Origin of the sequence: Rhizobium aureum (genome assembly GCF_030182495.1) — a bacterium.
Lineage (GTDB): Bacteria > Pseudomonadota > Alphaproteobacteria > Rhizobiales > Rhizobiaceae > Rhizobium > Rhizobium tropici_C.
Genome location: NZ_JAQJCI010000011.1, coordinates 156,941 through 181,984 on the forward strand (window position 1 = coordinate 156,941; position 25,044 = coordinate 181,984).

Below are 25,044 nucleotides of genomic sequence, written 5' to 3' on the forward strand. Positions count from 1 at the left end.
CTGAACTGCAAGCAGGCAGGCCATGGCACGACACATAGATATTCTCGAACATCCGCAAACGGCGATAGAAGTGGCGACGGCGACCCTTGCCGAGGGGCTGCCGATCGGACTGCCGACGGAGACGGTCTACGGCCTTGCCGCCGATGCCACCAATCCTGCCGCGATTACCCGGATCTACGAGACGAAGGGCCGTCCGCGCTTCAATCCGCTGATCTGCCACATGAGTGATCTCGCCATGGCCGAACGCTATGCGGTCTTCGATCCTATCTCCCGTAAATTGGCGGAAGCCTTCTGGCCCGGCCCGCTGACGCTGGTGCTGCCGCTGAGATCCGACAGCGGCATCCATCCGCTGGCGACCGCCGGCCTCGACACGGTCGGCATCCGCGTACCGCAGGGCTTTGCCGGCGAGCTGATCCGCGCCTTCGACCGGCCGCTTGCGGCGCCGAGCGCCAATACTTCGGGCAAGATCAGCGCCACAAGCGCCGATCATGTTAGTGACGACCTCGGGGAGCGGATCACGCTCATCCTCGACGCCGGAGCGTCAGCTGTCGGCGTGGAGTCGACCATCGTCAAGGTCGAGGATGGCGAGATGCGCCTCCTGCGGCCGGGTGGCCTCGCGGCAAGCGAGATCGAACGGGTGGCCGGCAAGGCGCTGAAGCGCAAGAAAAAGGCTTCGGCTGCCATTGAGGCACCCGGCATGCTAGCCTCGCATTATGCGCCGGGAGCGGCGGTGCGGCTCGACGCGACGGAGGTTTCCGCAAGCGAGGTGCTGATCCGCTTCGGGACGCCTGATATTCCTGGCACCGAAAAGGCTATTGCCGTGCTGGATCTGAGCGCCAACGGCGATCTCTCGGAAGCCGCCGCGAATCTTTTCGATTTCATGAAGCGCGCCGATGCTACGGGAGCCGCGACCATTGCTTTTTCGCATATTCCTGACGAGGGCCTCGGCGAGGCCATCAACGACCGGCTGCGCCGTGCGGCCGCGCCCAGAGAATAAATCCGCCCGACACCATCAGGCAAAGGACACGCCATGAGCAGCTCCGCCCCCTCTTCCGACCTTCTCGACCGCTTCACCGCCATCGTCGGCGAAAAACATGCCGTGCGGGACCCTGCGGAAATCGCGCCACATCTCGTAGAAAATCGCGGGCTCTATCACGGTGCCTCGCCGATGCTGCTGAAGCCCGGCTCGGTGGAAGAGGTTTCGGCCATCCTCAAGCTTGCCAGCGAAACCGGCGCGGCCATCGTTCCGCAGACCGGCAATACCGGCCTTGTCGGGGGCCAGACGCCGCGCGAGGGCGGCTCGGACATCATCCTGTCGCTGGAACGCATGAACCGCGTGCGCGATATCGATCCGGTCGGAAATACCATGATCGTCGACGGCGGCTGCGTTCTCGCCGATGTTCATAAGGCTGCGGCCGAGCACGGCCGCATGTTTCCGCTTTCGCTCGGTTCCGAAGGCTCCTGCCGCATCGCCGGCAATCTTTCCACCAATGCCGGGGGCACGGCCGTTCTCGCCTATGGCAATATGCGCCAGCTCTGCCTCGGCCTCGAAGTCGTGCTGCCCACGGGCGAGATCTGGAACGGCCTGCGCCGTTTGAAGAAGGACAATACCGGCTACGATCTGCGCGATCTCTTCATCGGCGCGGAAGGCACGCTCGGGGTCATCACCGGCGCAGTGCTAAAACTCTTTCCGCAGCCGCTCGGCCATCAGGTGGCCTTTGCCGGCCTGCAATCGGTCGATGACGCGCTGACTTTATTCAAGAATGCCTCCAGCCTCTGCGGCACGGCGCTGACCGGCTTCGAGCTGATGCCGCGCATCGGCGTCGAATTCACCACGCGACATATTCCGGGCGTGCGCGATCCGCTGGAGACGACCCATCCCTGGTATGTGCTGATCGACATCTCCACCTCGGATTCGGCCGAAACGGCCGAGCGGATGATGACGACGCTGCTGGAAAAGGGCTACGAAGACGGTCTGGTGCAGGATGCGACCATCGCCAGCTCCGAAGCGCAGCAGAAGGCCATCTGGCATATGCGCGAGAGCATGTCGGACGCCCAGAAGCCGGAGGGCGGCTCGATCAAGCACGATGTTTCCGTGCCGGTCGCGCAAATCCCCCAATTCATGGCGGAAGCCGAAAAGGCCGTTGTCGCCGCCATGCCCGGCGCGCGCGTCTGCGCCTTCGGCCACATGGGCGACGGCAATATCCACTACAACATCTCGCAACCCGTCGGCGCCGACAAGGCCGAGTTCATCGGCCGCTGGCGCGAGATCAACAAGATCGTGCACGGGCTTGTTCTGCAGCATGGCGGTTCGATCTCCGCCGAGCACGGCATCGGCCAGCTGAAGCGCGACGAACTGGCTTCGATCCGCTCCGATATCGAGATCGACCTGATGCGGCGGATCAAAACGGCCTTCGACCCGGCAGGCATCATGAATCCGGGCAAGGTCCTCAATATCTGAGGTTTAGACCGTGACGACGACCCGCTCGGAAGCGAAGCAGCCGATCTGGCAGGAAATGACGGTACCATCGGCATCAATATCCTCGCCGGCATAGGCCAGCACTGGTGTCAGGCGCGATTGCTGCAGCAGGCGTGCTTCGGCTTCAGTCGGCATGCGCGCCGTGATGTCGGTGGAGCGCCGCCAATAATCCGTCACGCCATAATCTCTCAGGGCTGCCGTGAACGAGCCCATTGCGGCGAACTTCTCCGCTAGACCGGGGAAGCGCTTTGCCGAGCAGCTGCGCATGACGACCGAGACGGGAAGTGCATCGGCATAGGCGACCAGGCACATGTCCAGCACGGCCTCGCCCGGCTGCAAATTCAGCCTTGCGGCGATATCGGCGGATGCCGGCCCCTCCTTCGCCGAGAAAACCTTGCGCGTGAGGTTCGCATCCGTCGCAGTCAGATCCTTGCTGAACCGCACCTTGTCGCCCAATTGGAAACGGACGGGCATGTCGGCGCGGACATAGGCGCCGCTGCCGCGCGCCACTCGCAGCAAGCCCTCCCCTTCCAGTTCTGCGATCGCACGCCGCATCGTCACCCTGGAGACGCCGAATTGTTCGGACAGGGTCCGCTCGCTCGGCAGGCGACTGCCTGGAGCATGACTGCCCTTGTCGATAGCGCGTCGGAGTTCCGCGGCAACGCTCACCCAGCCTCCAGCAACTTTTGCGCCTTCGCCCTGTCGATTTTTCTCGTCCATCACAATACTGTCGCCTTGAAATTGGTATATACCAATTTATAAAGATCCAGATCATTTATGGAAGGGTTCGGCATGGGCGACAAGCGCATATATGTGACTTCGGTCAGCAGCAGCGGCGTGCACGAGTTCAGCAAGCAGACCAAACATTACATTCAACTACTGACCGGGCTCGGCGTGGAGGGCGACGCGCATATGGGGGTGACGGTGAAGCATCGCTCACGCGTCGCGATCGATCCGACCCAACCCAACCTGCGCCAGGTGCACCTCATTCAGGAAGAGCTGTTCGACGAGCTTACTGAAAAGGGTTTTTCCGTTTCGCCGGGTGACATGGGCGAGAACATTGCGACCCGAGGGATCGACCTGCTCTCGCTGCCCCAGGGGACACGCCTGCATATCGGCGCGGAAGCGATCGTCGAGGTCACGGGCCTGCGCAACCCCTGCAAGCAGATCGACAATTTCCGGAAGGGCTTGCTGCACGCGGTGCTCGACAAGGATGCCGACGGCGGTCTGGTCCGCAAGGCGGGGATCATGAGTATTGTCGTACAGGGCGGCCGGGTGCAGCGCAATGATGCGATCCGCGTCGAGCTGCCGCCACTGCCGCATGTGAAGCTTGAGCGCGTTTGATATCGAGATCGATGTGATGCGTTCTGTGCAGGGAGAAGTCAGCTTTGAATATGCCGAGCGTCCGAGACCCCCTCTGTCACTTCGTGACATCTCCCCCACAAGGGGGGAGATCGTTGGGAGTTTGACGGCCGCGCTCGTTAAAAACAGAACTTCGATTTCAACAGACGCGATATCAGCTTGAGGCGAAAGAGTGCTGTGGGCCGGTAATCTCCCCCCTTGTGGGGGAGATGTCCCGATAGGGACAGAGGGGGTGCGCACTCTCCGCGACGACCGCGGCCAGCGTCGCCCCCCAGCTGGATCAATCGAAATCCTCATTGCCCGAATTGCCGCCGCCATTGCGGTTGCCGGAGATGATCTCGCGTTTGCCGACATGGTTGGCGGGGCCGACCAGACCGTCCTTTTCCATGCGCTCGACAAGAGATGCAGCGCGGTTGTAGCCGATGCCGAGGCGGCGCTGGATGTAGGAGGTCGAGCACTTCTTGTCGCGCATGACCACCTTGATCGCCTGCTCGTAGAGATCGTCGCCGTCTTCCGAGGCAATCGCACCCTTGTCGAAGACGGCCGTATCTTCTTCCTCGTCTTCTTCATCCTCGTCGGCGGTGACCGTGTCGAGATATTCCGGACGGCCCTGCAGTTTCAGGTGCGCCACGACCTTCTCGACTTCCTCATCCGAAACGAAGGGGCCGTGGACACGGGAGATACGGCCGCCGCCGGCCATGTGCAGCATGTCGCCCTGGCCGAGGAGCTGTTCGGCACCCTGCTCGCCGAGGATCGTGCGGCTGTCGATCTTCGACGTCACCTGGAAGGAGATGCGCGTCGGGAAGTTCGCCTTGATCGTGCCGGTGATGACGTCGACGGACGGACGCTGCGTCGCCATGATCAGATGGATACCTGCGGCACGCGCCATCTGTGCCAGACGCTGGATCGCACCTTCGATCTCCTTGCCAGCGACCATCATCAGATCGGCCATTTCGTCGACGATGACGACGATGTAAGGCATCGGCGTCAGGTCCATTTCCTGTTGCTCCTCGATCGGGGCACCAGTGCCCTTGTCGAAGCCGGTCTGGACCATGACGTGGATCGTCTCGCCCTTTTCCTTGGCGGAGGCAACGCGGCTGTTGTAGCCGTCGATATTGCGCACGCCGAGACGCGACATCTTCTTGTAGCGATCCTCCATTTCGCGCACCGCCCACTTCAGCGCCATGACGGCCTTCTTGGGATCGGTGACGACGGGGGTCAGGAGGTGCGGAATGCCGTCATAGACGGAGAGTTCGAGCATCTTCGGATCGACCATGATCAGACGGCACTGCTCCGGCGTCATGCGATAGAGCAGCGACAGGATCATCGTATTGATCGCGACGGATTTACCCGAGCCGGTGGTGCCGGCCACGAGCAGATGCGGCATCTTCGCAAGTTCGGCGATGACCGGCTCGCCGCCGATCGTCTTGCCGAGGCCGAGCGCCAGCTTGTAACCGCTCTTCTCGAAATCGGGCGAATCGATCATCTCGCGGAAATAGACCGTCTCGCGATTGACGTTCGGCAGTTCGATGCCGATGACATTGCGGCCGGGAACGACGGCGACGCGGGCCGAGAGGGCCGACATCGAACGAGCGATATCGTCGGCGAGATTGATGACGCGCGAGGATTTGACGCCGGGCGCCGGTTCGAATTCATAGAGAGTGACGACCGGGCCGGGACGGACATGGATGATCTCGCCCTTGACGCCGAAATCCTCCAGCACGCTTTCCAGCAAGCCGGCATTCTGCTCCAGCGTTTCCTGCGTCATGATCACGCCGGAACGGGCAACGGGTTCCTGCAGCAATTCACGCGGCGGCAGTTCGTATTCGCCGTCCATAGTACGGGCGATCGGGCGCCATTCGGGCGGCGTCAGGGAGACGGGCCGGCGCGGCGAGATCGGCGACGGTGGAGCATCGATCAAACGCTGAGCAGCGGCCTCGACCGCTGGAATGGTGGATACAGCCTTGGCGACCGGTTCAACGGCAGCCGGAGCGGCGACTTTCGCCGGCATTGGTGCCACAACCATGACCGGAGCGGGGCGAGTTTCGACGGCAGGAGCGCTTTCAGCGCCATAAACGGTGGTGACAAAGGCAGGCGGGACGAATGTCTCGGCCGGCTCCGCCACAATCTGCTGCTCGGCTGGAGGAGCTTCAGCGACGACCGGCGTTTCTTCGATGGCGGGAGCCAAAACGACGGCTTCCAATGCGGCGAGTTCATCCAGGGCGGGATTGCTCAAATGCGCCGCCGCCTGGCTGGAAGCGGGTTCGGCGGGTGCCGCAACTTCGACCGCCGGAGCCGACATGACGACAGGCTGCGCCTCGACGGCGACAGTCGGGCGACGGCACTCGACGACGCGGAACTTGGCGATGATCGATTCAGCATCGACTTCCGGCTTGGACGGCGTCGCCGGCTGCTTCGGCTCACCCTTGAGGGCGGAGACGAACTCACCGTCGAACGGCATCGCATCCCAGAAAGCGAAATCGGAAAGATGGGCAAGACGCGACTCGACCACAGGCGCGGCTAGGGACTCGGGAACACTCGACTGAACAGGGGAAGCATCCAGCGCGATCGCGGGAGCTTTCGAAAATGCGGTAGCGATAACGGTCATCTCCAATGCGTCCGGCTCGGTTGCCGGGGAATTCTGAATTACTGTCGGCATGTAGTTTTGCACCGCAAAGGGCATGTCCTCCAGCGGCGGCAGATGGAATTCGTCCGTCCGCGCGGACGGAACGATGGTTGCGGGCGGGGTTGCGGCCGCCTCGACAACCGGCGGCTCCATCACGCGCATGGTAGCGTGCGCGGAGACCTGTTGCCGAACCTCGGCCTTCGGCTCGACCGGCGGGCGACGGCTGATGATTTCGTTTTCGCGCGTGCGGGTGAAGCGCACGTTGGGACCCATCAGGAACGCGTTTTGCCAATCCGGTGATGCGAGGTCTTCCGCGGAGATTCCCTGCGGCAGAACCGGCATTTCCTGCTCGCTCGTAGCGGCGGCTGCCTTGAGCGCTTCCACGACCGGCGGCGGCGCGGCGGCGGTGCGCCTCCTTACCTCTTCGGCAAGGCGCTTATCCTCGGCGCGGCGCTGCTCTTCAGCCTTGCGCTTGGCTTCGCGGGCGTTGCGAATCTTCTCTTCCAGGAAGGCACGGCGAGCAGCGATCTGCTCGGCCCGGCGTGCCTCTTCGGCCGCCTGCTCCGGGTCGAGATCGCCCTCCGGCTGGACGCCTTGAGACGCATTGGAAAGTGTCGTTCGGGAAAGACGCATGAGACCTGCAACCCAGTCATTGATATTGCCGTTGGCTTCCCAAATCGAATAGGGCAAGGATGGTTAATAAGTTCCTTCCTGCCGTTGTGGAAAGCAGCCATCCTGCACCCGTCGAACGGACCTGCGCATCCCAGAAAATCCTACGGAAACAAGCGCATGGCGGCCCCTTCCCCGCACGGAACGGGGAAGGGAAGACCGGTTAAATTTTTTGCTGGAGCCTGCTATCGCGATGAGGACAGTTGCGCGATGGAAAACAGCGTGTCGGCGCTGATGCCGGAGCCGGAAGAGGAGCCCGTGAGAATCGAAAGTGCCGGCGATGTCGAGGAGGTCGTCTTGTTCTCAAGGTCGTACATCGCGGAGAATCGCTGCAGCAGCTTGGTGACCTTGTCGGGATCCTGCAGGTCGGTAACGTCGATGAATTTGCTCAGCATCTTGGCCTGGGTATCGACATCCATGTTGGAGATCGAACTCGGCAAGTTGTAGGTCGTGGTAATGACTTCATAAAGCGCCGGATCGCCCATGATGTCGTAAACCGAATTGATATCCGACGCCTTGCGCTGGAAGTAGAGGGCCAGGCGCACGCCGGCATTGGTCTCGCCTTGCTGATCTTCCAGCGTTTGATGCAGGAAGAGATCATTGGTCGCCGCAAGAGCGCCCTGGTTTTGCGCCGCGCCGAGCTTGCTGTCCGTCAGGTTGCCGTCGGTGCCGAAATTGAAGGCCTCGACGATGCTCTTGAATTTGGCGCCGTCATTCGTGTTGATGAAGCTTTTCGGATCGGACGGATCGGAAGCAAACGCCTTCTTCAACGTCGCCGTATCGACGGTCTTGGGATCGATGCCGTTGGCGGTCAGGATGAAATTGGTCAGTTTGCTGTCGGCCAGCAGATCCGTGACACTGGTGATCTTGACGATATTGGTCGCAAAATAGGTGCCGGCGTCCTTGGCATCGCTGGTCGCCTTGGTCAGCTCGGCACCCGTCAGGCCGGTCCTAGTCCGGCTGGAATAATCGGAGATATAGCTGTTGATCTGCGTCTGCGACAGAGACTGGACGGGCGCCTTCAGATTACCCTTGCTGTCGAAGTTGAAGGCCTTGGCAAGCTCGGTAAAGCGCGGATCCTTCAGCGAGTTGACATAGCTCTTCGGATCGTAGGGATCGCTTTCGAGGATCTTCGTCAGCTGCGACTTCGTGACTTCGTCCTCGCCGATGCCATAAGCCCGCAGCGCCATCTCGTAGAGTTCCGGCGCACTGTCGTTGGAGGAATCGCTGTCGGCCGTGTTGCTCGTGAAGAAATCCTTGATGGTCTTCACGTCGGCGATGCGGTTCTTGTAGTTGTTGACGGCATCCGTCGTCAGCGCCGACTGCGACGACTTGTAGGTGCTCATATAGGCCTTGGATGCCGCGTCGATCTCATCCTGTGACTGCGCGGTCTGGCCGGAAGCGAGGGTGCCGTCCGATTGGAAATTGAACTGCGAAACGACATCGGTCAGGCCGAAGATGGCGGCGGTCGACGGATCGGCGAAAGCATTCTTGAAGACGACCGCCGGCGTTGTCGGATCGATGTTGTAGGCCTGCTTGATGTAATCGAAGAGGCGCGTATCCGAGGTCAGTTGGTCGACGGAGGTGATCGAACCGATGTGGTTCTTGTAGTAGAGGTCATTGTCGGCCGCACCGACGCTCGTGACGAAGGAGGGCACGGTGGAATTATAGGCGCTCATCACATCGGCCTGCTGGCCGAGGGTCTGGGGTCCTCCCGGATAGTTTGCGGCATAGGCCGCCGTTGTGGCACTGATCTGACCCGCGGTCTGCGCCTGCGAGCCGGAGGCGACCGTTCCATCGCTCTCAAAGTTGAACTGGGCCATGACATCCGTCAGCCCGTTCGAACTCGCCGTCCCTGCATCCTTGGCCGAAGCGTTGAACTGATCGGCCGTGATGTAGGCGGGGATATTGAATGCCGTCTTGACGTATTGGAACAGCTGCAGATTGGACGTCAGCTGATCGACCGAGGTGATCTTGCCGATATTGGCCTCGTAATAGGCCGTATCACTGTCCGCGGTCGATGTCTTGACCGTGCCGTCGGCGTTGAAATTGAATTCCGCGACCATCGCCTTGTCGGCGGCGCTGCCATTCTGATTGACATAGCTGTTGGGGTCGCTGGGATCGCTCGTCAGCATCTGCTTCAGAATCGAGTTCGAGGCATAGGTCGGATCGATGCCATAGGCCTGCAGGACATAATTGCGCAGGCGGGCATTGCCGAGGAGATCATCGACCGTCTTAACGGCGCTGATATTCTGGCTGTAATAGCTCGTCTCGGTCGCCGCGGCCGTTTCCTCATTCGTAAACGACTGCTGATAAAGGCCGATGAGATCGTCTTCCTGCGTGCCGGTCTGTGCCGTATTCGTGCTGCCCGTGCCGAAATTGAACGCGGCCGCCATTTCCTTGTAGCGCGGATCGGTCAGCTTATTGGCGAAACTGCTGGAGTCGCTGAGGTCGCTCGTCAGCACCTGTTTCATAAACGCCTTGGCATAGGTCATGTCCGAAAGCCCGTAGGCTTCCATCGCGTAACTGTATAGCTGGTAGTCATTCAGGAAGTCATCGACATCGGTTACTTTGCCGATATTGGCGTTGTAATAGTCGATCAAACGCTTGTTTTGCGACTGTGATGCCACCTGGTTGAGCGAGGTCGCCATATCTCTGGTTGCGATCGTATAACCAAGATAAGTGGAAATCATCAGCAGAATCCCAATAGATCTCTAATATAGAGGACGAATCTAGCTGCCATTATTGCATGTAAACCTTACCTGAGACTTACACGACCTCGCCTTATGCGTGTACTATATTGGCGCACTTCCCTGCCGTGTGTTCATCTTATGGAAACCCTGATGGATTCGATTTTGCTAACCATTTGAGGACGCAAAGTTTTCTTAACCTCGATTTTTAAGCTGTCTGGAAGGGACGGCGCCTAATCTGCCCAACAACGAGAGGACAGAAGTTCTCCGAGAGAAGACCGGAACAACCGGCTCTCAGGTAAAGCAAGGGTAGAGAAATCGATGACAAATACCGTCCTGAAGCCCGATTGGGCTGGAACCACACTGCGGCTTGATCCGGCGCGCTTCCCGCAACAGGTCAGCTATGCCATGCAAGGTGCCGCGGGTGATGTCACCATTACGATCGACGAGCGTGGCGCGGTGCTGCGCAAGATCCTGCCGTCCAGTGGCCTGCCGCTGTCCGTCGCCCTGCCGAAACGTGCCTTCAAGGGTGTCGCCGCCCGCGCCATCGACCATGGCGACGGCGAAGTCACCGTGACACTGGAGCTGCATCATTCCGATCCGGATCTCTGCATCCCCCTTCTCGTCGCTCACGACTTGAGCGATATCGCCGCCGACTGGCGCTCCTGGTCGGAAGCCTTCCGCATTCCGATGCTGATGATCGAAGCTGACGGGGTTGCCCGCCCGCTCGAAGAACATCTCGGCGGCGTCCGCTCGCAGGACAGCCAGCCGCGCCGGCGCCACTCCTATTTCGCCGATCGCCGCCCGCGCTTCCTCGTGCGCCGCACGACGGGCAAGCTCGGCGTCAAGATGAAGATCGAAGGCCGCGAGATCATCGCAAGGCATTGAGCCGCACAGGCTCGAAATCAAGTCGTTCAGAAAGACCGGCCGTGGGACGAACAATCCCGCGGCCGAAGCTTTTATGGTGTCAGCAAAATGTTGCTGGCCACTTCAGCTCGGAACTGCCCTCTCAGGGAATCAGCAACAGGAACGACAGGAAGAGACCGGCAAAGATGATCAGGCCGACGCGATTGTTCGATTTGAACAGGGCAAGGCATTGCTCGCCATCTTTGATGTCAAGCACGGCAATCTGGTAGGCCAACATGCCGCCAGCTACAAACAGGCCGAGATAGGCAAGCCAGTTCGTTCCGGCCAGCGCGAAGGACACCAGCATCAGCAGCAGGGTCGCGCCATAAAGGCCGACGAGCCACAGACGCGTCTGGTCGCCGAAGAGCCGGGCCGTCGAGCGTACACCGATGAGTTCGTCATCTTCCTTGTCCTGATGTGCGTAGATCGTGTCATAGCCGATCGTCCACAGGATGGAGGCGACGTACAACACCATCGGAGCGCAGGACAGGCTGCCGAAGAGGCCGGCCCAGCCCATCAGGGCACCCCAGGAAAAGGCAAGGCCGAGGAAGAATTGCGGCCAGTCGGTGAAGCGCTTGGCGAAAGGATAGAGCGCGACAATCGCAAGCGACAACACGCCGAGAATGACGGCAAACCAATTGAACTGCAGCAGCACCAGCAGGCCGACCACGGCCTGCAGTGCGATGAAGACCTTGGCCTGCGTGCGGGTCACGCGGCCGGAAGGCAGCGGGCGCGAGCGCGTGCGCGCGACCGACATGTCGATCTCGTGATCGACCAGATCATTATAGGCGCAGCCGGCGCCGCGCATGGCGACAGCGCCGATGAAATAGAGGAGCAGGTGATAGATCATCACGAAGCCCGGCGAGCCCTGCCCGACGACGACGGAGGCATTGGCGGCGAGTCCGACCGACCAGAAGCACGGCCACATCAGGAGCTGCCAGCCGATTGGCCTGTCCCAGCGCGCAAGCTGGGCATAGGGCCACAGCCACGGAGGCAGGACGCGATAGACCCAGTTGCCGGATGGCGCGTCGGCAACGCGCCCATTGATGTCGCCTGTCTTTTGCATAGAAGAGTAGTAGTGACATCCGGCGCCGGAGGTCAAGCGGCGGCGCGTTAGAGTCGGATGATTTTAGGTCGCAGCGGTATAAAATCCGAATCCGCACTAGAATCAAAGAATTAGAGCATGATACCGTCCGAAAGCCGCTCGAACACTTTTGGCATCATGCTCTCACCTGCGTATTTCTCAATGCGTGGTGAAATTGAACTTGTAGCTGGCCGAGAGGCCGATCAGCAGCTGGTTGCGGTCGCCCCGCTCGCGCACGAGGCTGCTGTCGGCAGCCGGGCCGGTAAGGCGCGTGTATTCCAGGAAGGTGCTGGTGGTCCAGTTTTCCGATGCCTTCCAGGTCAAGGCGCCGCCGACGCCGACGGACTTCACCCCGCCGCCCGGCTTGTAGCCGCTGAGGCCGGACGCAGCCGATTCGCGCGCATTGACGCCGTAATAGGTATCAAAATAGTCGTTGGTGGCCATCGTCACGCGCGGACCACCCGACAGGCGCAATTCTGGCGTAATATCGGTGAAGGCATCGATGGCCGTATCGGCGACGAGGCCGCTGTGCGAGCGAATGCCCTGGCGGACTTCGATGCGGGCGCGCAGCCAGTCCGTGGGATAGGCTTCGGCGAAACCGCCGGCTTCAGCGCCCCATTTCACCTTCTTCAGCCCCCTCAACTCGCGCCCATCGCTGCTGTCGCGGCTCGGCACGAACTTGCCAACGATACCGATGCGGAAGGCATCGCTCTCGATCAGGGCGAAGGACGGATTGTCATTGCGCGAGGAGAAACGCGGCCCGGGACCCTGCCGGCCGATCGAGACCAACGGCGACCACTGCAGCTTGTTGTGCTTGCCGCCTTCGAACTTTGGCGCGGAGAAACCGGCTGCACCGACGCTTAGATACCAGTCCCCTGACCAGAAATGCTGGCCATCGCCTGCGGAGGCAGCGCCGGCATAGGCGACGGAGAGGCCGAAAATGAAAAGAAAACGCGACTTTGCAACCACACTGCAACTCCATGATACGCATTACAGGGGCTATGAACGCAGCCCCGGAGTTGCCGCAAATTATTCGGATCGCGTTACCGCTCTCTTAACCACAAGGCGCTGAATCCGCGAAGAATGTCAAAATCAGCTTGAAGCGCCGGATCCCTTGAGATGCGCCAATCTGTCGCGGTGATTTAATTATCGCATGAGCTACTCAATCATAGGTAATGGCCGGCATTTCCTTTGGTGCTCGCCATTTTGCAGCCCCCGATTTTCAAAGAAGAGCAACCAATGAAGACCATATCCCTGATTTCCTTAGGTCTGTCCCTCAGCGCCGCCATAGCGCTATCCGGCTGCGTCAGTGCCCCGATCGGCGGGGCGAAACAAACTGAGACGAAGGGAAGCATCCGGGCAGGCAAGAGAACCCAGGTCATGTCGGTTTCGTTTCTGAAACCTGACTGCACATTCTCGTCCTATCCCTATACTGCGATCGTCAAGCCGAGCAGTCACGGCAAGGTGGAGATCACTCACGGATCCGTAAAGGCGCATTTCCCGAGCGATGAACCCATGCATATGTGCAATGGCAAATCGGCGGAAGGCACCATCGTCTACTATACGCCCGATGCCGGCTTTGCCGGCGCCGATCAATTCACGATCCGGATGACGGGGCTGAATGCAGCAAATGGCGTTGCCGAGCACACTTTGAAGATTCACGTTGTCAAATAAGTTCAGAGCGTGCCGTACCGGCTGAAGCCTGGAATAAGAAACGCCGGCGCATCTTGTCATGTCGCCGGCGTAAGTGCCACCTTGGTTTCAGACCCTCAGCTCAGAACGTAACCTTCTCCAAAGGCGCACGCCCAGCCTCGAATTCCTTCAGTTTCGCCTCGCGCTCCGCGATGTAATTGCGGTTGTCCGGCACGGCGAACTGGTTCTTGGTGATCTGGAGCTGCATGATGAAGAGCTCATCCCAGCGGAAGCCCATTTCCGAGCCGGCCAGATAGAACTCCCACATGCGGAAAAACTTTTCGTCATAGAGCGCGACGGCATCGGCCTTGCGCGCAACAAAGCGGTTGCGCCAATGCCTCAGCGTATAGGCATAGTGCATCGGCAGGGTCTCGACGTCTCGCGTGAGCAAGCCGGCCTTTTCCAGCGGCGGCGTGGTCTCGCCGATCGACGGGATGTAGCCGCCCGGGAAAATATACTTTTCGATGAAGGCGTTGGTGGCAAAACTCGGCTTCGGGCGTGCGATGGAGTGCAGCAGCATGACGCCATTATCATCAAGCAGCTCCGAAACCTTGCCGAAGAACTTGCCGTAGTCGCCGATGCCGACATGCTCGAACATGCCGACCGAGACGATACGGTCGAATTTCTTGCCGGTCATGTAGCGATAGTCCTGCAGCTCGAAGCGGACGCGATCGGAGAGGCCACGCTTGGCCGCCCTTTCGCGTGATACTTTCAGCTGCTCTTCGCTGAGCGTGATGCCTGTCACGTCGAGGCCCGGATAGGCCTCGGCGAGATACATGGCCATGCCGCCCCAGCCGGAACCAATCTCCAGCACCTTCTGGCCGGGCTCGACCAGAAGCTTGGCGGCGATATGGCGCTTCTTGGCGACCTGCGCTTCATCCAGGCTGATGCCGGGCGGATTGAAATAGGCGCAGGAATATTGCCAATCCTCATCGAGGAAGAGATCGAAGAGCTTCGCCGACAGATCGTAGTGATGCGCAACATTGTGCTTGTTGCGATTGATCGGCGAGCGGCTCTTGATCTGCTGCCAGGCGATGCGGCCGACCAGCAGCGCCGCCATACGGAAATCGAAGACCTCATTGGTGGTGTTCTGCTTCACCAGCGACAGGAACTCGTAAATGTCCCCCTGCTCGAGGATGAAGCGGCCTTCCATATACATTTCGCCGAGCTTGAGCGTCGGATCGCGTGCGACGGCATCTTCAGCCTGCTGATCGGCAAACCGGACGGCCACCGTCTCGCCAGTTCCGTCGCCGACCATATGGGTCTCGCCGGATGCGAGCGTAAGCCTGAGTGAACCTTTGCGGATGATTTTCTGGACGAGAGGAAAAAGGGTCGACGCCATGGACGCCTCGAATGTTATGACATGACATTAAGGCAACTTTAACGCCTCCCAGCATTGTGGCAAGCTTACCTTTTCGCAGTCATTGGCACTCCGGCAACAACTCTGCCAGAGTGTGACATTCTTGCACAGAGTTCCGCTAAGTCCTTATTTTCGTTTGAAAGCGTCGGCCAAAGCGGCGCCGAAACTGCCCTGTTGTTCGGCCTTCGGACGAGCATTTCCCCTCGCCCCCGCGTTGCGCGCGCCGCCCTGCTCGCGCGACTCCCGCCCGGACGAAGCCGCCACAGTACCGCCATCTTTGCGCATGGAGAGACCGATTCGCTTGCGTTTGACATCGACTTCCACGACCGTGACCTTGACGACATCGCCGGCCTTCACGACCTCATGCGGGTCCTTGACGAAGCGGTCGGCCAGCTGCGAGACATGCACCAGACCGTCCTGATGGACGCCTATATCGACGAAAGCTCCGAAAGCGGCGACGTTGGTCACGGTGCCTTCCAGCAGCATTCCCGGCTTGAGGTCGCTGATCTCGTTGACGCCCTCGGCAAAGGTTGCGGTCTTGAAGCTCGGACGCGGGTCTCGGCCTGGCTTTTCCAGTTCGGCGATGATGTCGCGCACGGTCGGCAGGCCGAATTTGTCGTCGATGAATTGCCTGGGGTCGATGGCCTTCAGCGTTGCCGTATCGCCCATCAGCGTGCGGAGATCACGGCCGCAGGCAGCGACGATCTTCTTGGCCACACCATAGGCTTCCGGGTGCACCGAGGAAGCGTCGAGCGGCTCCTTGCCGTTGGGAATGCGCAGGAAGCCGGCGCATTGCTCGAAGGTGCGCTGGCCGAGACGGGCGACCTTCAGAAGATCACGGCGCGTCTCGAACGGACCCTCGCCGTCGCGATGCTTGACGATGGCATCGGCGATCGACGGCCCGAGGCCGGAGACCCGGGAAAGCAGCGGTGCCGAGGCCGTGTTGAGATCGACGCCCACAGCATTCACCGCATCTTCGACAACGGCATCCAGCGAGCGGGACAGCTTCTGCTGGTCGACATCGTGCTGGTACTGGCCGACGCCGATCGACTTCGGCTCGATCTTCACCAACTCGGCCAACGGATCCTGCAGGCGGCGGGCGATGGAGACGGCGCCACGCAGCGAGACGTCAAGCCCGGGGAATTCAAGCGCAGCCGTTTCCGAGGCAGAGTAAACCGATGCACCGGCTTCGGAGACGATGACCTTGGTCGGCTTCGGCGCCGGCAGTTCGGCCAGCATGTCGGCCACCAGCTTTTCGGTTTCGCGGCTGCCGGTGCCGTTGCCGATCGCGATCAGCTCGACCTTGTGCTTACGGATGAGCGAGGCAAGTGCGGCCTGTGTGCCGCGCACGTCGTTCTTCGGCGGAAAGGGATATACGGTCGCCGTTTCCAGGAGCTTGCCCGTACCGTCGACCACGGCGACCTTGACGCCCGTGCGGATGCCCGGATCGAGGCCCATGGTGGCGCGCGAGCCGGCAGGCGCTGCCAGCAGGAGATCCTTCAGATTGCGGGCGAAGACATGGATCGCCTCCTCCTCCGCCCTCTCCCGCAACTCGCGCATCAGGTCGAGCGAGAGCGACATGGAGAGCTTTACGCGCCATGTCCAGCTTGCGACCTCCGTCAGCCAGCGGTCGCCGGGCCGGCTTGCGCCGATATCATAGGCCGCAGTGATCATGCGTTCGACCGGCTTGTTGGGCGAGACGGCGTCGGTATCGACTTCGATATTCAGTGTCAGGACTTCTTCGTTCCAGCCGCGCAGCATGGCGAGCGCGCGATGACCGGGCGCAGTCGCCCAGCGTTCCTGATGCGCAAAATAATCCGAGAATTTGGCGCCTGCCTCCTGCTTGCCGTCGACGACGGTAGCCTTCAGCGTCGCATTGGCCTTCATGTAATTGCGCAGCTTGCCAAGCAGATCGGCATTTTCGGCAATACCTTCGGCGATGATATCGCGCGCACCCTCCAGCGCCGTTTTCACGTCAGGCACATCGGCCGTGATGAAGCCTTGGGCCAGCATCGTGGGCTCCTTGGAGCGATCGGCAAGGATGGTGTCGGCCAGGGGGCCGAGGCCACGCTCCCTGGCAATTTCGGCGCGGGTACGGCGCTTCGGCTTATAGGGCAGATAAAGGTCTTCCAGCTCGGACTTGGTGGCGACCGTGGCGATCTTGCCCATCAGCTCGTCGGTCATCTTGCCCTGGCCGGCGATGGATTCAATGATGGCGGCGCGGCGTGCTTCCAGCTCGCGAAGATAGACGAGACGCTCCGATAACGTGCGAAGCTGCGTATCGTCGAGACCGCCGGTCACTTCCTTGCGATAGCGCGCGATGAAGGGCACCGTTGCGCCTTCGTCCAAGAGCTCGATAGCGGCCTTAGCCTGATCTGGACGGGAGTTGATCTCGGCGGCAATGGTTGCAGCAAGGGAACGGATATCAGCGGCCATGTGTCTCTCTGAACTGAACGAGCGTAAAGGGACCATAAGCATGATCCCGTGGACATAAGAAGCGGTTTTCGCCGCGGAACACGCCAATCCGGGCACGGAGATGACGTGGAGGGCGAAGCAGCATCCGCTTTAGCGAGATAAAAAGGCATGGCAATGTTGCCGGCCGTGCCTCCACAGGATTTGCCGCTTGACCTTTGGCTCAAGCCCCCTTAACCGCGCAAAAGGACGCAACGAAAGGGCAAGCCATGAGAGTTCTGTTGATCGGATCGGGCGGACGCGAGCATGCGTTGGCCTGGAAACTGGCGCAATCGCCTCTCATGACGGAATTCTATGCCGCGCCCGGCAATCCCGGTATCGCCGAACATGCGACGCTCGCCGCGCTCGATGTCGACGATCATGAGGCCGTCGTTGCCTTCTGCAGGGAAAAAGCCATCGATTTCGTCGTGGTCGGCCCGGAAGCGCCTTTGGTCGCCGGCATCGCCGATGCGCTACGCGCCGCCGGTATCGCCGTCTTCGGCCCGTCCGCAGCTGCGGCCCAGCTCGAGGGATCCAAGGGTTTCACCAAGGATATCTGCGCTCGCTACGATATTCCCACGGGCGCCTACCAGCGCTTCAACAATGCCCCGAAGGCGAAAGCCTATGTCCGCGCGCAAGGGGCGCCGATCGTCGTGAAGGCGGACGGCCTTGCGGCCGGCAAGGGCGTCACTGTCGCCATGACCATCGACGAGGCGTTAGCGGCGATCGACGATTGCTTCGAGGGCGCCTTCGGCGAGGCCGGGGCGGAGGTGGTGATCGAAGCCTATCTGGATGGCGAAGAGGCGAGCTTCTTCTGCCTTTGCGACGGCAAGCATGTGCTGGCGCTGGCGACAGCGCAGGACCATAAGCGCGTCGGCGATGGCGACACCGGCCCGAACACCGGCGGCATGGGCGCCTATTCCCCTGCCCCCGTCATGACGCCAGACATGGTCGAGCGCACCATGAAGGAAATCATCGAGCCGACGATGCGCGGCATGGCGGAAAGCGGCCATCCCTTCAGCGGCGTCTTCTTCGCCGGACTGATGATCACCGCCAAGGGGCCGGAACTCATCGAATATAACGTCCGTTTCGGCGATCCCGAATGCCAGGTGCTGATGATGCGGCTGAAGAGCGACCTGCTGCCGCTGCTTTATGCCTGCGCCAACGGCACGCTGGATCAGGTGACGGCCGAATGGAGCGAGGATCCGGCGCTGACCGTCGTCATGGCCTCGAAGGGCTATCCCGGCTCCTATGCCAAGAACACGCCGATTGCGGCGCTGCCGGCCGAAGGCGAAGGCGAAAAGGTGTTTCATGCCGGTACAGGTCTGAAGGACGGCACGCTGGTCGCAACCGGCGGCCGCGTGCTGAACATTACGGCGACAGGCAAGACGGTGCGCGAAGCAAAAGAGCGGGCCTATGCCCTGGCTGGCAAGGTGAAGTGGGACAACGGCTTCTATCGCAACGATATCGGCTGGCGTGCCGTCGAGCGCGAGACGTAAACGCCGCCGCGGTTCTGCAAGCGCAAGTCCATTAAATTTTTACCTAATCTCCTGACGGGATGGAAACAAAGGCACGCTAGTCTCTTCGTCACTATAGACGGAGTGGATTGTTATGCGTCTCTTGTTTCTGACCTTGGCATGCGCATTGGCAGGCGGCTCCGCCATGGCCTCGTCCATTCAGTCTATCGACGGCACACTACAGAGCGGCGACAGCAGCATCGTCGACAAGAGCTGCGCCGACTGCCCTCCCCTCAAGCCCAAAGTGGCCGAAAAGGAGTATAAGGTGCCGACATTGGCGCCCGGCACGCAATCGGTCGTGATCCGCAGCATAGACGGCGAAAAGAAGGTCGTGCGGACAGAGGCCTGGATGGGCGGATCCCCCGTCATGTTCGTCAGCAAGCCGACACCGGAAGCCCTGGCCGCCACCGCCGAGCCCGTCGACGGGATCGACCTGGCCGTAAAGACCGCAGCCCTGCCGGATACCGCAGCTCCCAAACCCCTCGACCTCTCTGGCTTCCAGCTGCGTCAATAGCTGCAGAAGCCATTCGTTGCGACGGCATTTGCCGATCATTGCCCGGCCACAGGAGCAGCGGCTTATTACATACTTATGAGATACATCGGAAAATATTCGGTTTTTCTAAATTACAGAAGCTGAATTCGAAGTAACCGAAGTCATTCGTAAGGCAGTATAAGTATTATTGGCGACAATTTAGCATATCTCCAGTTTCAACTCGCGACGAATACAACCATTCCCCTAAAATTAAAGATTTTTTAGACATAAACAGCGATTTTACTGCCACCGGACAGCAGCATGTCATTCGAGCGGCAGCAAACGTATTGAGTATCTCTCAGGCGATCGCACAGGCGGTAGGAAACCGCACCGGTATTCACCCCTGTGGGAGGCACCATGAAGAATCTCAAGATTTCGCATCAACTCTTTGCCCTGCTCGGCGTCCTGATGGCCGCCTTCGCCGTGGCGACCTATTTCCAGATCCGGTCACAGGCCGAGTCCATTTACGACGACCGGTTCGACATGCTGCGCACGCAGGTCGAATCCGGCATCTCGGTTCTGAACCAGTATTATCAGCGCGAAAAATCCGGTGAGATGACGCATGAGGCCGCCCAGGCGGAGGCCTTCAAAGTCCTCTCGCATGTCAGCTTCGAACCCGCGGGCTATTTCTTCGGCTTCGACTATAACGCTGTCATGCGCATCCATCCAAATCCGGTCAATGTCGGCAAGGACATGTCCGGCCAAGTCGACAGGAATGGCACTCATTTCAGCAAGGAAATGGTCGAAAAGGGTATCAAGGGCGGCGGCCGTACCATCTATTACTGGGGCAAGCCCGGCCATTCCGACGACCAGCTTTTCCTGAAGGGCAGCTATTCGGCTGCCTTCGCTCCCTGGCAGATCGTGGTCGGCTGCGGCGTCTACATGGACGACCTGGATGCGCAGATCAACGCAACGATGTGGCGCGCCCTGCTCATCTGCGGTCTCGTCTTCGTCATCGGCGTCGGTGCGGCCATCTATTTCATCCGCGGCATCACAAAGCCGCTCGCCGATGTCCACGCCGCGCTGAAGGCCGTGGCCGACGAAGATCTGAAGATGGCCATTCCGCATATCGAGATGCGCAACGAAATCGGCTTGATGGCGAAAGCGACCCAGGCGCTGCAGGAAAAGGTTCGCGAGCGCCATTTGCTGGCCGACCGTCAGGCCGCGCAGGAACTCGAGATCAGCAATGAGCGCGAACAGAACCTGCGCCAGCAGCAGGACGAGGCGCATGAACAGGCACGCGTTGTCTCGATCATCGGCCGGGCACTTGAAGACCTCGCTCAGGGGAACCTGACGATACGCTGCGGCGATCTCGGCGCCGGCTATGCCGGCCTTCGCAATAATTTCAACGAGGCGCTGTCGCATCTCGAAGCCGCGATGGGCCGCGTCAACGCCAAGGGCAACGACATCGGCCTCAGTAAGGAAGAAATCCGTCGCGCCTCCAACGAGCTGTCGCAGCGCACCGAGCGCCAGGCTGCCAGCCTGGAAGAGACTTCCGCCGCGCTCGACGAACTCACCGTCGCCGTCCGTCAAACGGCGGAAGGCGCCGATGAGGCTAGCAAGCGGGTCCATGCCGTCAGCACCGAAGCATCGCGCAGCGATGCCGTGGTTGCCCAGGCAATCGAAGCGATGAGCGGCATCGAGAAGTCCTCGGCCGAAATCGGCAAGATCATCGGCGTCATCGATGAGATCGCCTTCCAGACCAACCTCCTGGCGCTCAATGCCGGTGTCGAGGCGGCTCGTGCCGGCGAATCCGGCAAGGGTTTTGCCGTCGTCGCCCAGGAAGTGCGTGAACTCGCCCAGCGCTCCGCGGCAGCCGCCAAGGAGATCAAGGACCAGATCGCCCGCTCTTCCGGCCAGGTCGACCAGGGCGTCCGCCTTGTCGGCGAGGCCGGCGAAGCGCTGAAGCGCATCTCCGACCAGATCAAGGCCGCCAACGAGATCGTCTCGAAGATCGCCCACAGTGCCTCCGAGCAGGATACGACGCTGCGCTCGATCTCCTCTTCGATGAACCAGCTCGACGCTGCGACCCAGCAGAACGCCGCCATGGCCGAAGAGACCACCGCATCGGCCGAGACGCTCGCGGCCGATACGGAAGATCTGCTCGCGCTCATCCGCGGCTTCCGCGTCAACGAAGGCCGCGCGGTCATGGATCATCGCCGCGCCGCCTGATCAGTACAGTTGCAAAAATGGGAAACCGCCGGGCTCGCGTCCGGCGGTTTTCTTTAGAGCAAAGCTTTTACTGCGTCAGTCTGTGCCCTTCAGGCGCTCAACCAGCAGGTCGATCTCGCGATCGGAATAGACCTCTATACCGGCCTGCTTGAGCAGCGCCGCCGTGACGCCGAGGCCGCTCTGCTTGCCGCCGGAAAATGTACCATCATAGATAAAACCCGAACCACAGGATGGGCTGCCGTCGATCAGAAGAGCGTAACGACAGCCGGTTTCCTTGGCGAGCGCCAGCGCATTTTCCGCCGCCTGGCGAAACTCCGCCGTGACATCACCGCCGGTGATCTCCATCACGCGCGCCGAGCCGGCAAGCACGTCCTCGCCGGTCGCACCGCCTGCAATTTCGGCCGGCGGCCTTGGCACCGCCATGCCGGCAGACATTTCCGGACAGATCGTCACCAACAGCCCCTCCTCGCGCCAGCGATCGATCGCCGGATGGACAAGCGGCTTGGAACGGCCGTCATAGCGGACGGCATGGCCCATGAGGCAGGCGCTGACGAGGATCTTTCCGGTCATCGCGCCCCCATGTCTTATCCCGCGATCTTCGAGAAGTCCGCGACCGTGCCGGTCGCCTGACGGATCAGGCGCAGCAGCGCCAGGCGATTGGCGCGGATGGCGGCATCTTCATCATTGACGAGCACGTCTTCGAAGAAGCGGTCGACGGGTGCGCGCAGCTTGGAAAGGGCTGCCATGGCCGAGCGGAAATCCTCCTTGGCGATCGCGCCGGAGGCCTCGGCAGAGGCGGCCTTCACGGCAGCAAAGAGATCCTTTTCGGCATCGAGTTTCAGCAAGGCTTCCGAAACGCCATCGGCAACGACGGTGCCCTTCTTCTCTTCGGCGGCCAGAAGCTGGGTGGCGCGCTTGGTGCCGGCCAAGAGGTTTTTGCCGTCCTCGGAGGTGATGAAGGCGGTCAGCGCCTCAACGCGGCGGGCGACCATCAGCAGATCGTCGGCCTCCGGCGTCAGCACGGCGTCGATGAGGTCATGACGGGCGCCGAGATCGCGGAGATAGACCTTCAGGCGGTCATGGAAGAAGGCGAGCAGATCGGCATCCCTGGTGGTCGCCAATAGCGGCAGGCGCACACCGCGCTCCAATAGGATACGGACAACACCGAGGGCGGCACGGCGCAGTGCATAAGGATCTTTCGAGCCCGTCGGCTTCTCGTCGATCGCCCAGAAGCCGACGAGCGTATCCAGCTTGTCGGCAAGCGCAACCGTGATCGCAACCTTGTCCTCGGGTACGCGGTCGGACGGGCCTTGCGGCTTGTAGTGGTCTTCGATCGCCGTCGCGACAGAAGCATTCTCGCCCTGCAGCGAGGCATATTTTCGGCCCATGACGCCCTGCAGCTCGGGGAACTCGCCGACGGCTTCGGTGCGCAGATCGGCCTTGGCGAGCACGACGGCACGGTCGACCAGGGCAGCATCGGCGCCGGTGATCTTGGCGAGGTCAGCGGCCAGCGCACGGATGCGGGCGACGCGCTCGCCCTGGCTGCCGAGCTTGGCATGGAAGGTGACGTTGAGCGCATCAAGCTTCGCCATGCGCTGATCGAGCGGCTTCTTCAGATCGAGACCGAACTTCCTGGCGGAGGCTTCCAGCGTTTCGAGATCGGGCAGGTCGCCCTGGTCGCGCTTCCAGAAGTGCAGCGCGTCGGACAGACGGGCGCGCACGACCTTGCCGTTGCCGTGGATGATTTCCTTGCCGCCATCCGTCGCCTGGATATTGGCGACGAGAATGAAGCGGTTGGACAGCGCACCCTCCCCTTGAGGGGCGGCGGCACGCAGCGCCGGGGTGTGGTGATTTTGTTGGGACGCGAGATCACCCCCACCCGCAGCTTCGTTGCGACCTTCCCCCTCAAGGGGGAGGTGAGAGCCTTGCGGCCGCGTGACGAAACATTTCTGGTTGGTCTTGATGGTCAGGCGGATGATCTCGGATGGGATCGAGAGATAATCCTCCTCGAAGGAGCCCATCAGCACCTGCGGCCATTCGACAAGGCCGGAAACTTCCTCCAGCAGGCTTTCATCCTCAACCAGTTCGAGACCATTGGCAAAGGCGACATCGCGGGCATCATGCAGGATGATGTCCTTGCGGCGCTCGGCATCGAGAACGACATAGGCCTTTTCCAGGCTCGAGGCATAATCCTCGAAACGCTTGACCGTGATCGGGCCTGGCGCATGGAAGCGATGGCCATAGGTCACGTTCGAGGCGACGATGCCGTCGATCTCGAAGGGGATGACCGTGGTTTCTTCATGCTCGGTGCCGAAGGTGCAGACGATCGACTGCAGCGGGCGCACCCAGCGCAGCGAACCGGGCTTCACCGAGGCCTTGCCCCAGCGCATCGACTTCGGCCAGGGGAAATTTCTGATGATGTCGGGCATGACCGCGGCGACGATTTCCTCGGCAGCACGGCCGGGCTTGGAAATGATCGCCACGTAGAAATCACCCTTCTTCGGGTCGCTCTGGACCTGGGCTTCCGAAACTGAAGAAAGGCCAGCACCGCGCAGAAAACCTTCGATCGCCTTTTCGTTGGCATCGGTGCGCGGCCCCTTGCGCTCCTCGCGCACATCGGCCGAGCGCGCCGTCAGGCCGCGAATATCGAGCGTGAGGCGCCGCGGCGTCCAATATTCCCTGGCACCTTCGTAGGAAAGACCTGCTTCGATGAGGGCGTCGGTCACCAGCTTCTTCAGGTCGCCGGCGGCCTTGCGCTGCATACGGGCGGGAATTTCCTCGGAGCGGAGTTCGAGAAGGAGATCGGGCATGTCAAGGTTCCTCACCCTCCCCTTGAGAGAGAGGGTCGGCACGGCGTGCCGGAGTGGGGTGAAAACGGTCGGCCTCTGCTAGCAAAATTTGGCGCTGCTGCACAATGGCAAATATCGTATCCAGGACAGCCTCGACCTCACCCATGACCTCGGCATTCCAGAATCGGACGACATGATAGCCTTGGCTTTCAAGAAATGCCGTGCGCTCGGCATCATAACGCCTTGCCGCATCTGCCTGATGCTGGCTGCCATCAAGCTCGATGATCAGACCGATCTGATGACAGGCGAAATCAGCGAAATAACGCCCGATCGGAACCTGCCGGCGAAAATGCGTCCCTTCGATCGGGATGCGCCAAAGATGCTTCCAGAGCTTGGCTTCCGCATCGGTCGAACCGGCGCGCAGGCGGCGGCTGTTGGCGATTTTGAAGCGATCGAGCTTGGAGGGCTTTTGGGGCATCGAAGATCTCCGTATTGCTGAGACAGCGAAGTTGATGCGTCGGGAAGTACACCCTCCCCTTGAGGGGGAGGGTCGGCACAAAGTGCCGGGGTGGGGTGATCGCGGCAACCTCCGCAGCCAACCAATTGTCACCCCACCCGCCGCTTCGCGGCGACCTCCCCCCTCAAGGGGGAGGTGATCAGCTACCACCCTCCTCCGCCTCCGCCGCCACCGCCGCCCCCCGAGAACCCTCCGCCT

At 61.0% G+C, this 25,044-nt stretch carries 18 protein-coding genes; 8 read left to right on the top strand and 10 right to left on the bottom strand.

Features of this window, described 5'->3' with window-relative positions:
• Window positions 1–22 precede the first annotated feature (22 nt).
• Together PH552_RS23100 and PH552_RS23105 are read left to right on the top strand one after the other, a co-directional pair.
• Window positions 23–997 (top strand): L-threonylcarbamoyladenylate synthase, encoded by a 975-nt coding sequence (locus PH552_RS23100; protein WP_112341151.1) that lies wholly within the window; start codon window positions 23–25, stop codon window positions 995–997.
• 33 nt (window positions 998–1,030) lie between these two features.
• On the top strand, window positions 1,031–2,461 hold the full coding sequence (locus tag PH552_RS23105) for an FAD-binding oxidoreductase (protein ID WP_183763291.1): 1,431 nt from the start codon (window positions 1,031–1,033) through the stop codon (window positions 2,459–2,461).
• A gap of 3 nt (window positions 2,462–2,464) precedes the next feature.
• Here PH552_RS23105 and phnF read toward each other — a convergent pair whose 3' ends face one another.
• Window positions 2,465–3,199, bottom strand: coding sequence for a phosphonate metabolism transcriptional regulator PhnF (gene phnF / locus PH552_RS23110; protein WP_169644643.1), 735 nt, complete (start codon window positions 3,197–3,199; stop codon window positions 2,465–2,467).
• Window positions 3,200–3,271: 72 nt separating this feature from the next.
• On the opposite strand from phnF, the gene PH552_RS23115 reads away from it, so the two are divergent.
• Complete coding sequence (locus PH552_RS23115; RefSeq protein ID WP_112341148.1) at window positions 3,272–3,823, top strand: MOSC domain-containing protein; 552 nt, start codon at window positions 3,272–3,274, stop codon at window positions 3,821–3,823.
• Between the two features lie 298 nt (window positions 3,824–4,121).
• Here the strand turns inward: PH552_RS23115 and PH552_RS23120 are convergent, their stop codons facing one another.
• The gene (locus tag PH552_RS23120) at window positions 4,122–7,100 is read right to left on the bottom strand and encodes a DNA translocase FtsK (RefSeq protein WP_285166309.1); all 2,979 of its coding nucleotides are present in this window, start codon (window positions 7,098–7,100) and stop codon (window positions 4,122–4,124) included.
• A 221-nt stretch (window positions 7,101–7,321) separates the two neighbouring features.
• Window positions 7,322–9,829 (bottom strand): DUF1217 domain-containing protein, encoded by a 2,508-nt coding sequence (locus PH552_RS23125; protein WP_183763285.1) that lies wholly within the window; start codon window positions 9,827–9,829, stop codon window positions 7,322–7,324.
• Between the two features lie 318 nt (window positions 9,830–10,147).
• Between PH552_RS23125 and PH552_RS23130 the strand changes: the two genes are divergently transcribed.
• The gene (locus tag PH552_RS23130) at window positions 10,148–10,714 is read left to right on the top strand and encodes a DUF6101 family protein (protein WP_112341146.1); all 567 of its coding nucleotides are present in this window, start codon (window positions 10,148–10,150) and stop codon (window positions 10,712–10,714) included.
• Window positions 10,715–10,835: 121 nt separating this feature from the next.
• On the opposite strand, the gene ubiA is transcribed toward PH552_RS23130, so the two are convergent.
• Together ubiA and PH552_RS23140 are read right to left on the bottom strand one after the other, a co-directional pair.
• Window positions 10,836–11,798, bottom strand: coding sequence for a 4-hydroxybenzoate octaprenyltransferase (ubiA, locus tag PH552_RS23135; protein WP_183763282.1), 963 nt, complete (start codon window positions 11,796–11,798; stop codon window positions 10,836–10,838).
• A gap of 177 nt (window positions 11,799–11,975) precedes the next feature.
• Window positions 11,976–12,758 carry a MipA/OmpV family protein gene (locus tag PH552_RS23140; protein ID WP_285166310.1) on the bottom strand — a complete coding sequence of 261 codons (783 nt, stop codon included), beginning with the start codon at window positions 12,756–12,758 and terminating at the stop codon, window positions 11,976–11,978.
• Window positions 12,759–13,055: 297 nt separating this feature from the next.
• On the opposite strand from PH552_RS23140, the gene PH552_RS23145 reads away from it, so the two are divergent.
• Entirely contained in the window at window positions 13,056–13,490 is a 435-nt protein-coding gene (locus PH552_RS23145) for an Ig-like domain-containing protein (RefSeq protein ID WP_183763275.1), read from the top strand.
• Between the two features lie 100 nt (window positions 13,491–13,590).
• Here PH552_RS23145 and PH552_RS23150 read toward each other — a convergent pair whose 3' ends face one another.
• Complete coding sequence (locus tag PH552_RS23150) at window positions 13,591–14,850, bottom strand: cyclopropane fatty acid synthase (protein WP_169644637.1); 1,260 nt, start codon at window positions 14,848–14,850, stop codon at window positions 13,591–13,593.
• 144 nt (window positions 14,851–14,994) lie between these two features.
• Window positions 14,995–17,304 carry a Tex family protein gene (locus tag PH552_RS23155; RefSeq protein ID WP_112341140.1) on the bottom strand — a complete coding sequence of 770 codons (2,310 nt, stop codon included), beginning with the start codon at window positions 17,302–17,304 and terminating at the stop codon, window positions 14,995–14,997.
• A 245-nt stretch (window positions 17,305–17,549) separates the two neighbouring features.
• On the opposite strand from PH552_RS23155, the gene purD reads away from it, so the two are divergent.
• From purD to PH552_RS23170, 3 genes are all read left to right on the top strand, one after another.
• Window positions 17,550–18,818, top strand: a complete 1,269-nt coding sequence (purD, locus tag PH552_RS23160) for a phosphoribosylamine--glycine ligase (RefSeq protein WP_183763272.1) — start codon at window positions 17,550–17,552, stop codon at window positions 18,816–18,818.
• A 112-nt stretch (window positions 18,819–18,930) separates the two neighbouring features.
• A complete protein-coding gene (locus tag PH552_RS23165; RefSeq protein WP_183763267.1) occupies window positions 18,931–19,350 on the top strand; it encodes a plant virulence effector HPE1-like domain-containing protein in 420 nt (139 codons plus the stop codon).
• Between the two features lie 375 nt (window positions 19,351–19,725).
• A complete protein-coding gene (locus tag PH552_RS23170; RefSeq protein ID WP_183763264.1) occupies window positions 19,726–21,540 on the top strand; it encodes a methyl-accepting chemotaxis protein in 1,815 nt (604 codons plus the stop codon).
• A gap of 75 nt (window positions 21,541–21,615) precedes the next feature.
• Here the strand turns inward: PH552_RS23170 and PH552_RS23175 are convergent, their stop codons facing one another.
• The 3 genes from PH552_RS23175 to PH552_RS23185 are packed head-to-tail and all read right to left on the bottom strand — an operon-like array spanning window position 21,616 to window position 24,807.
• Window positions 21,616–22,110, bottom strand: a complete 495-nt coding sequence (locus PH552_RS23175; protein WP_112341136.1) for a 2-thiouracil desulfurase family protein — start codon at window positions 22,108–22,110, stop codon at window positions 21,616–21,618.
• 14 nt (window positions 22,111–22,124) lie between these two features.
• Window positions 22,125–24,350 (bottom strand): glycine--tRNA ligase subunit beta, encoded by a 2,226-nt coding sequence (glyS, locus tag PH552_RS23180; RefSeq protein WP_183763261.1) that lies wholly within the window; start codon window positions 24,348–24,350, stop codon window positions 22,125–22,127.
• 1 nt (window position 24,351) lies between these two features.
• Window positions 24,352–24,807, bottom strand: coding sequence for an endonuclease domain-containing protein (locus PH552_RS23185; protein ID WP_183763259.1), 456 nt, complete (start codon window positions 24,805–24,807; stop codon window positions 24,352–24,354).
• Window positions 24,808–25,044: the final 237 nt, after the last annotated feature.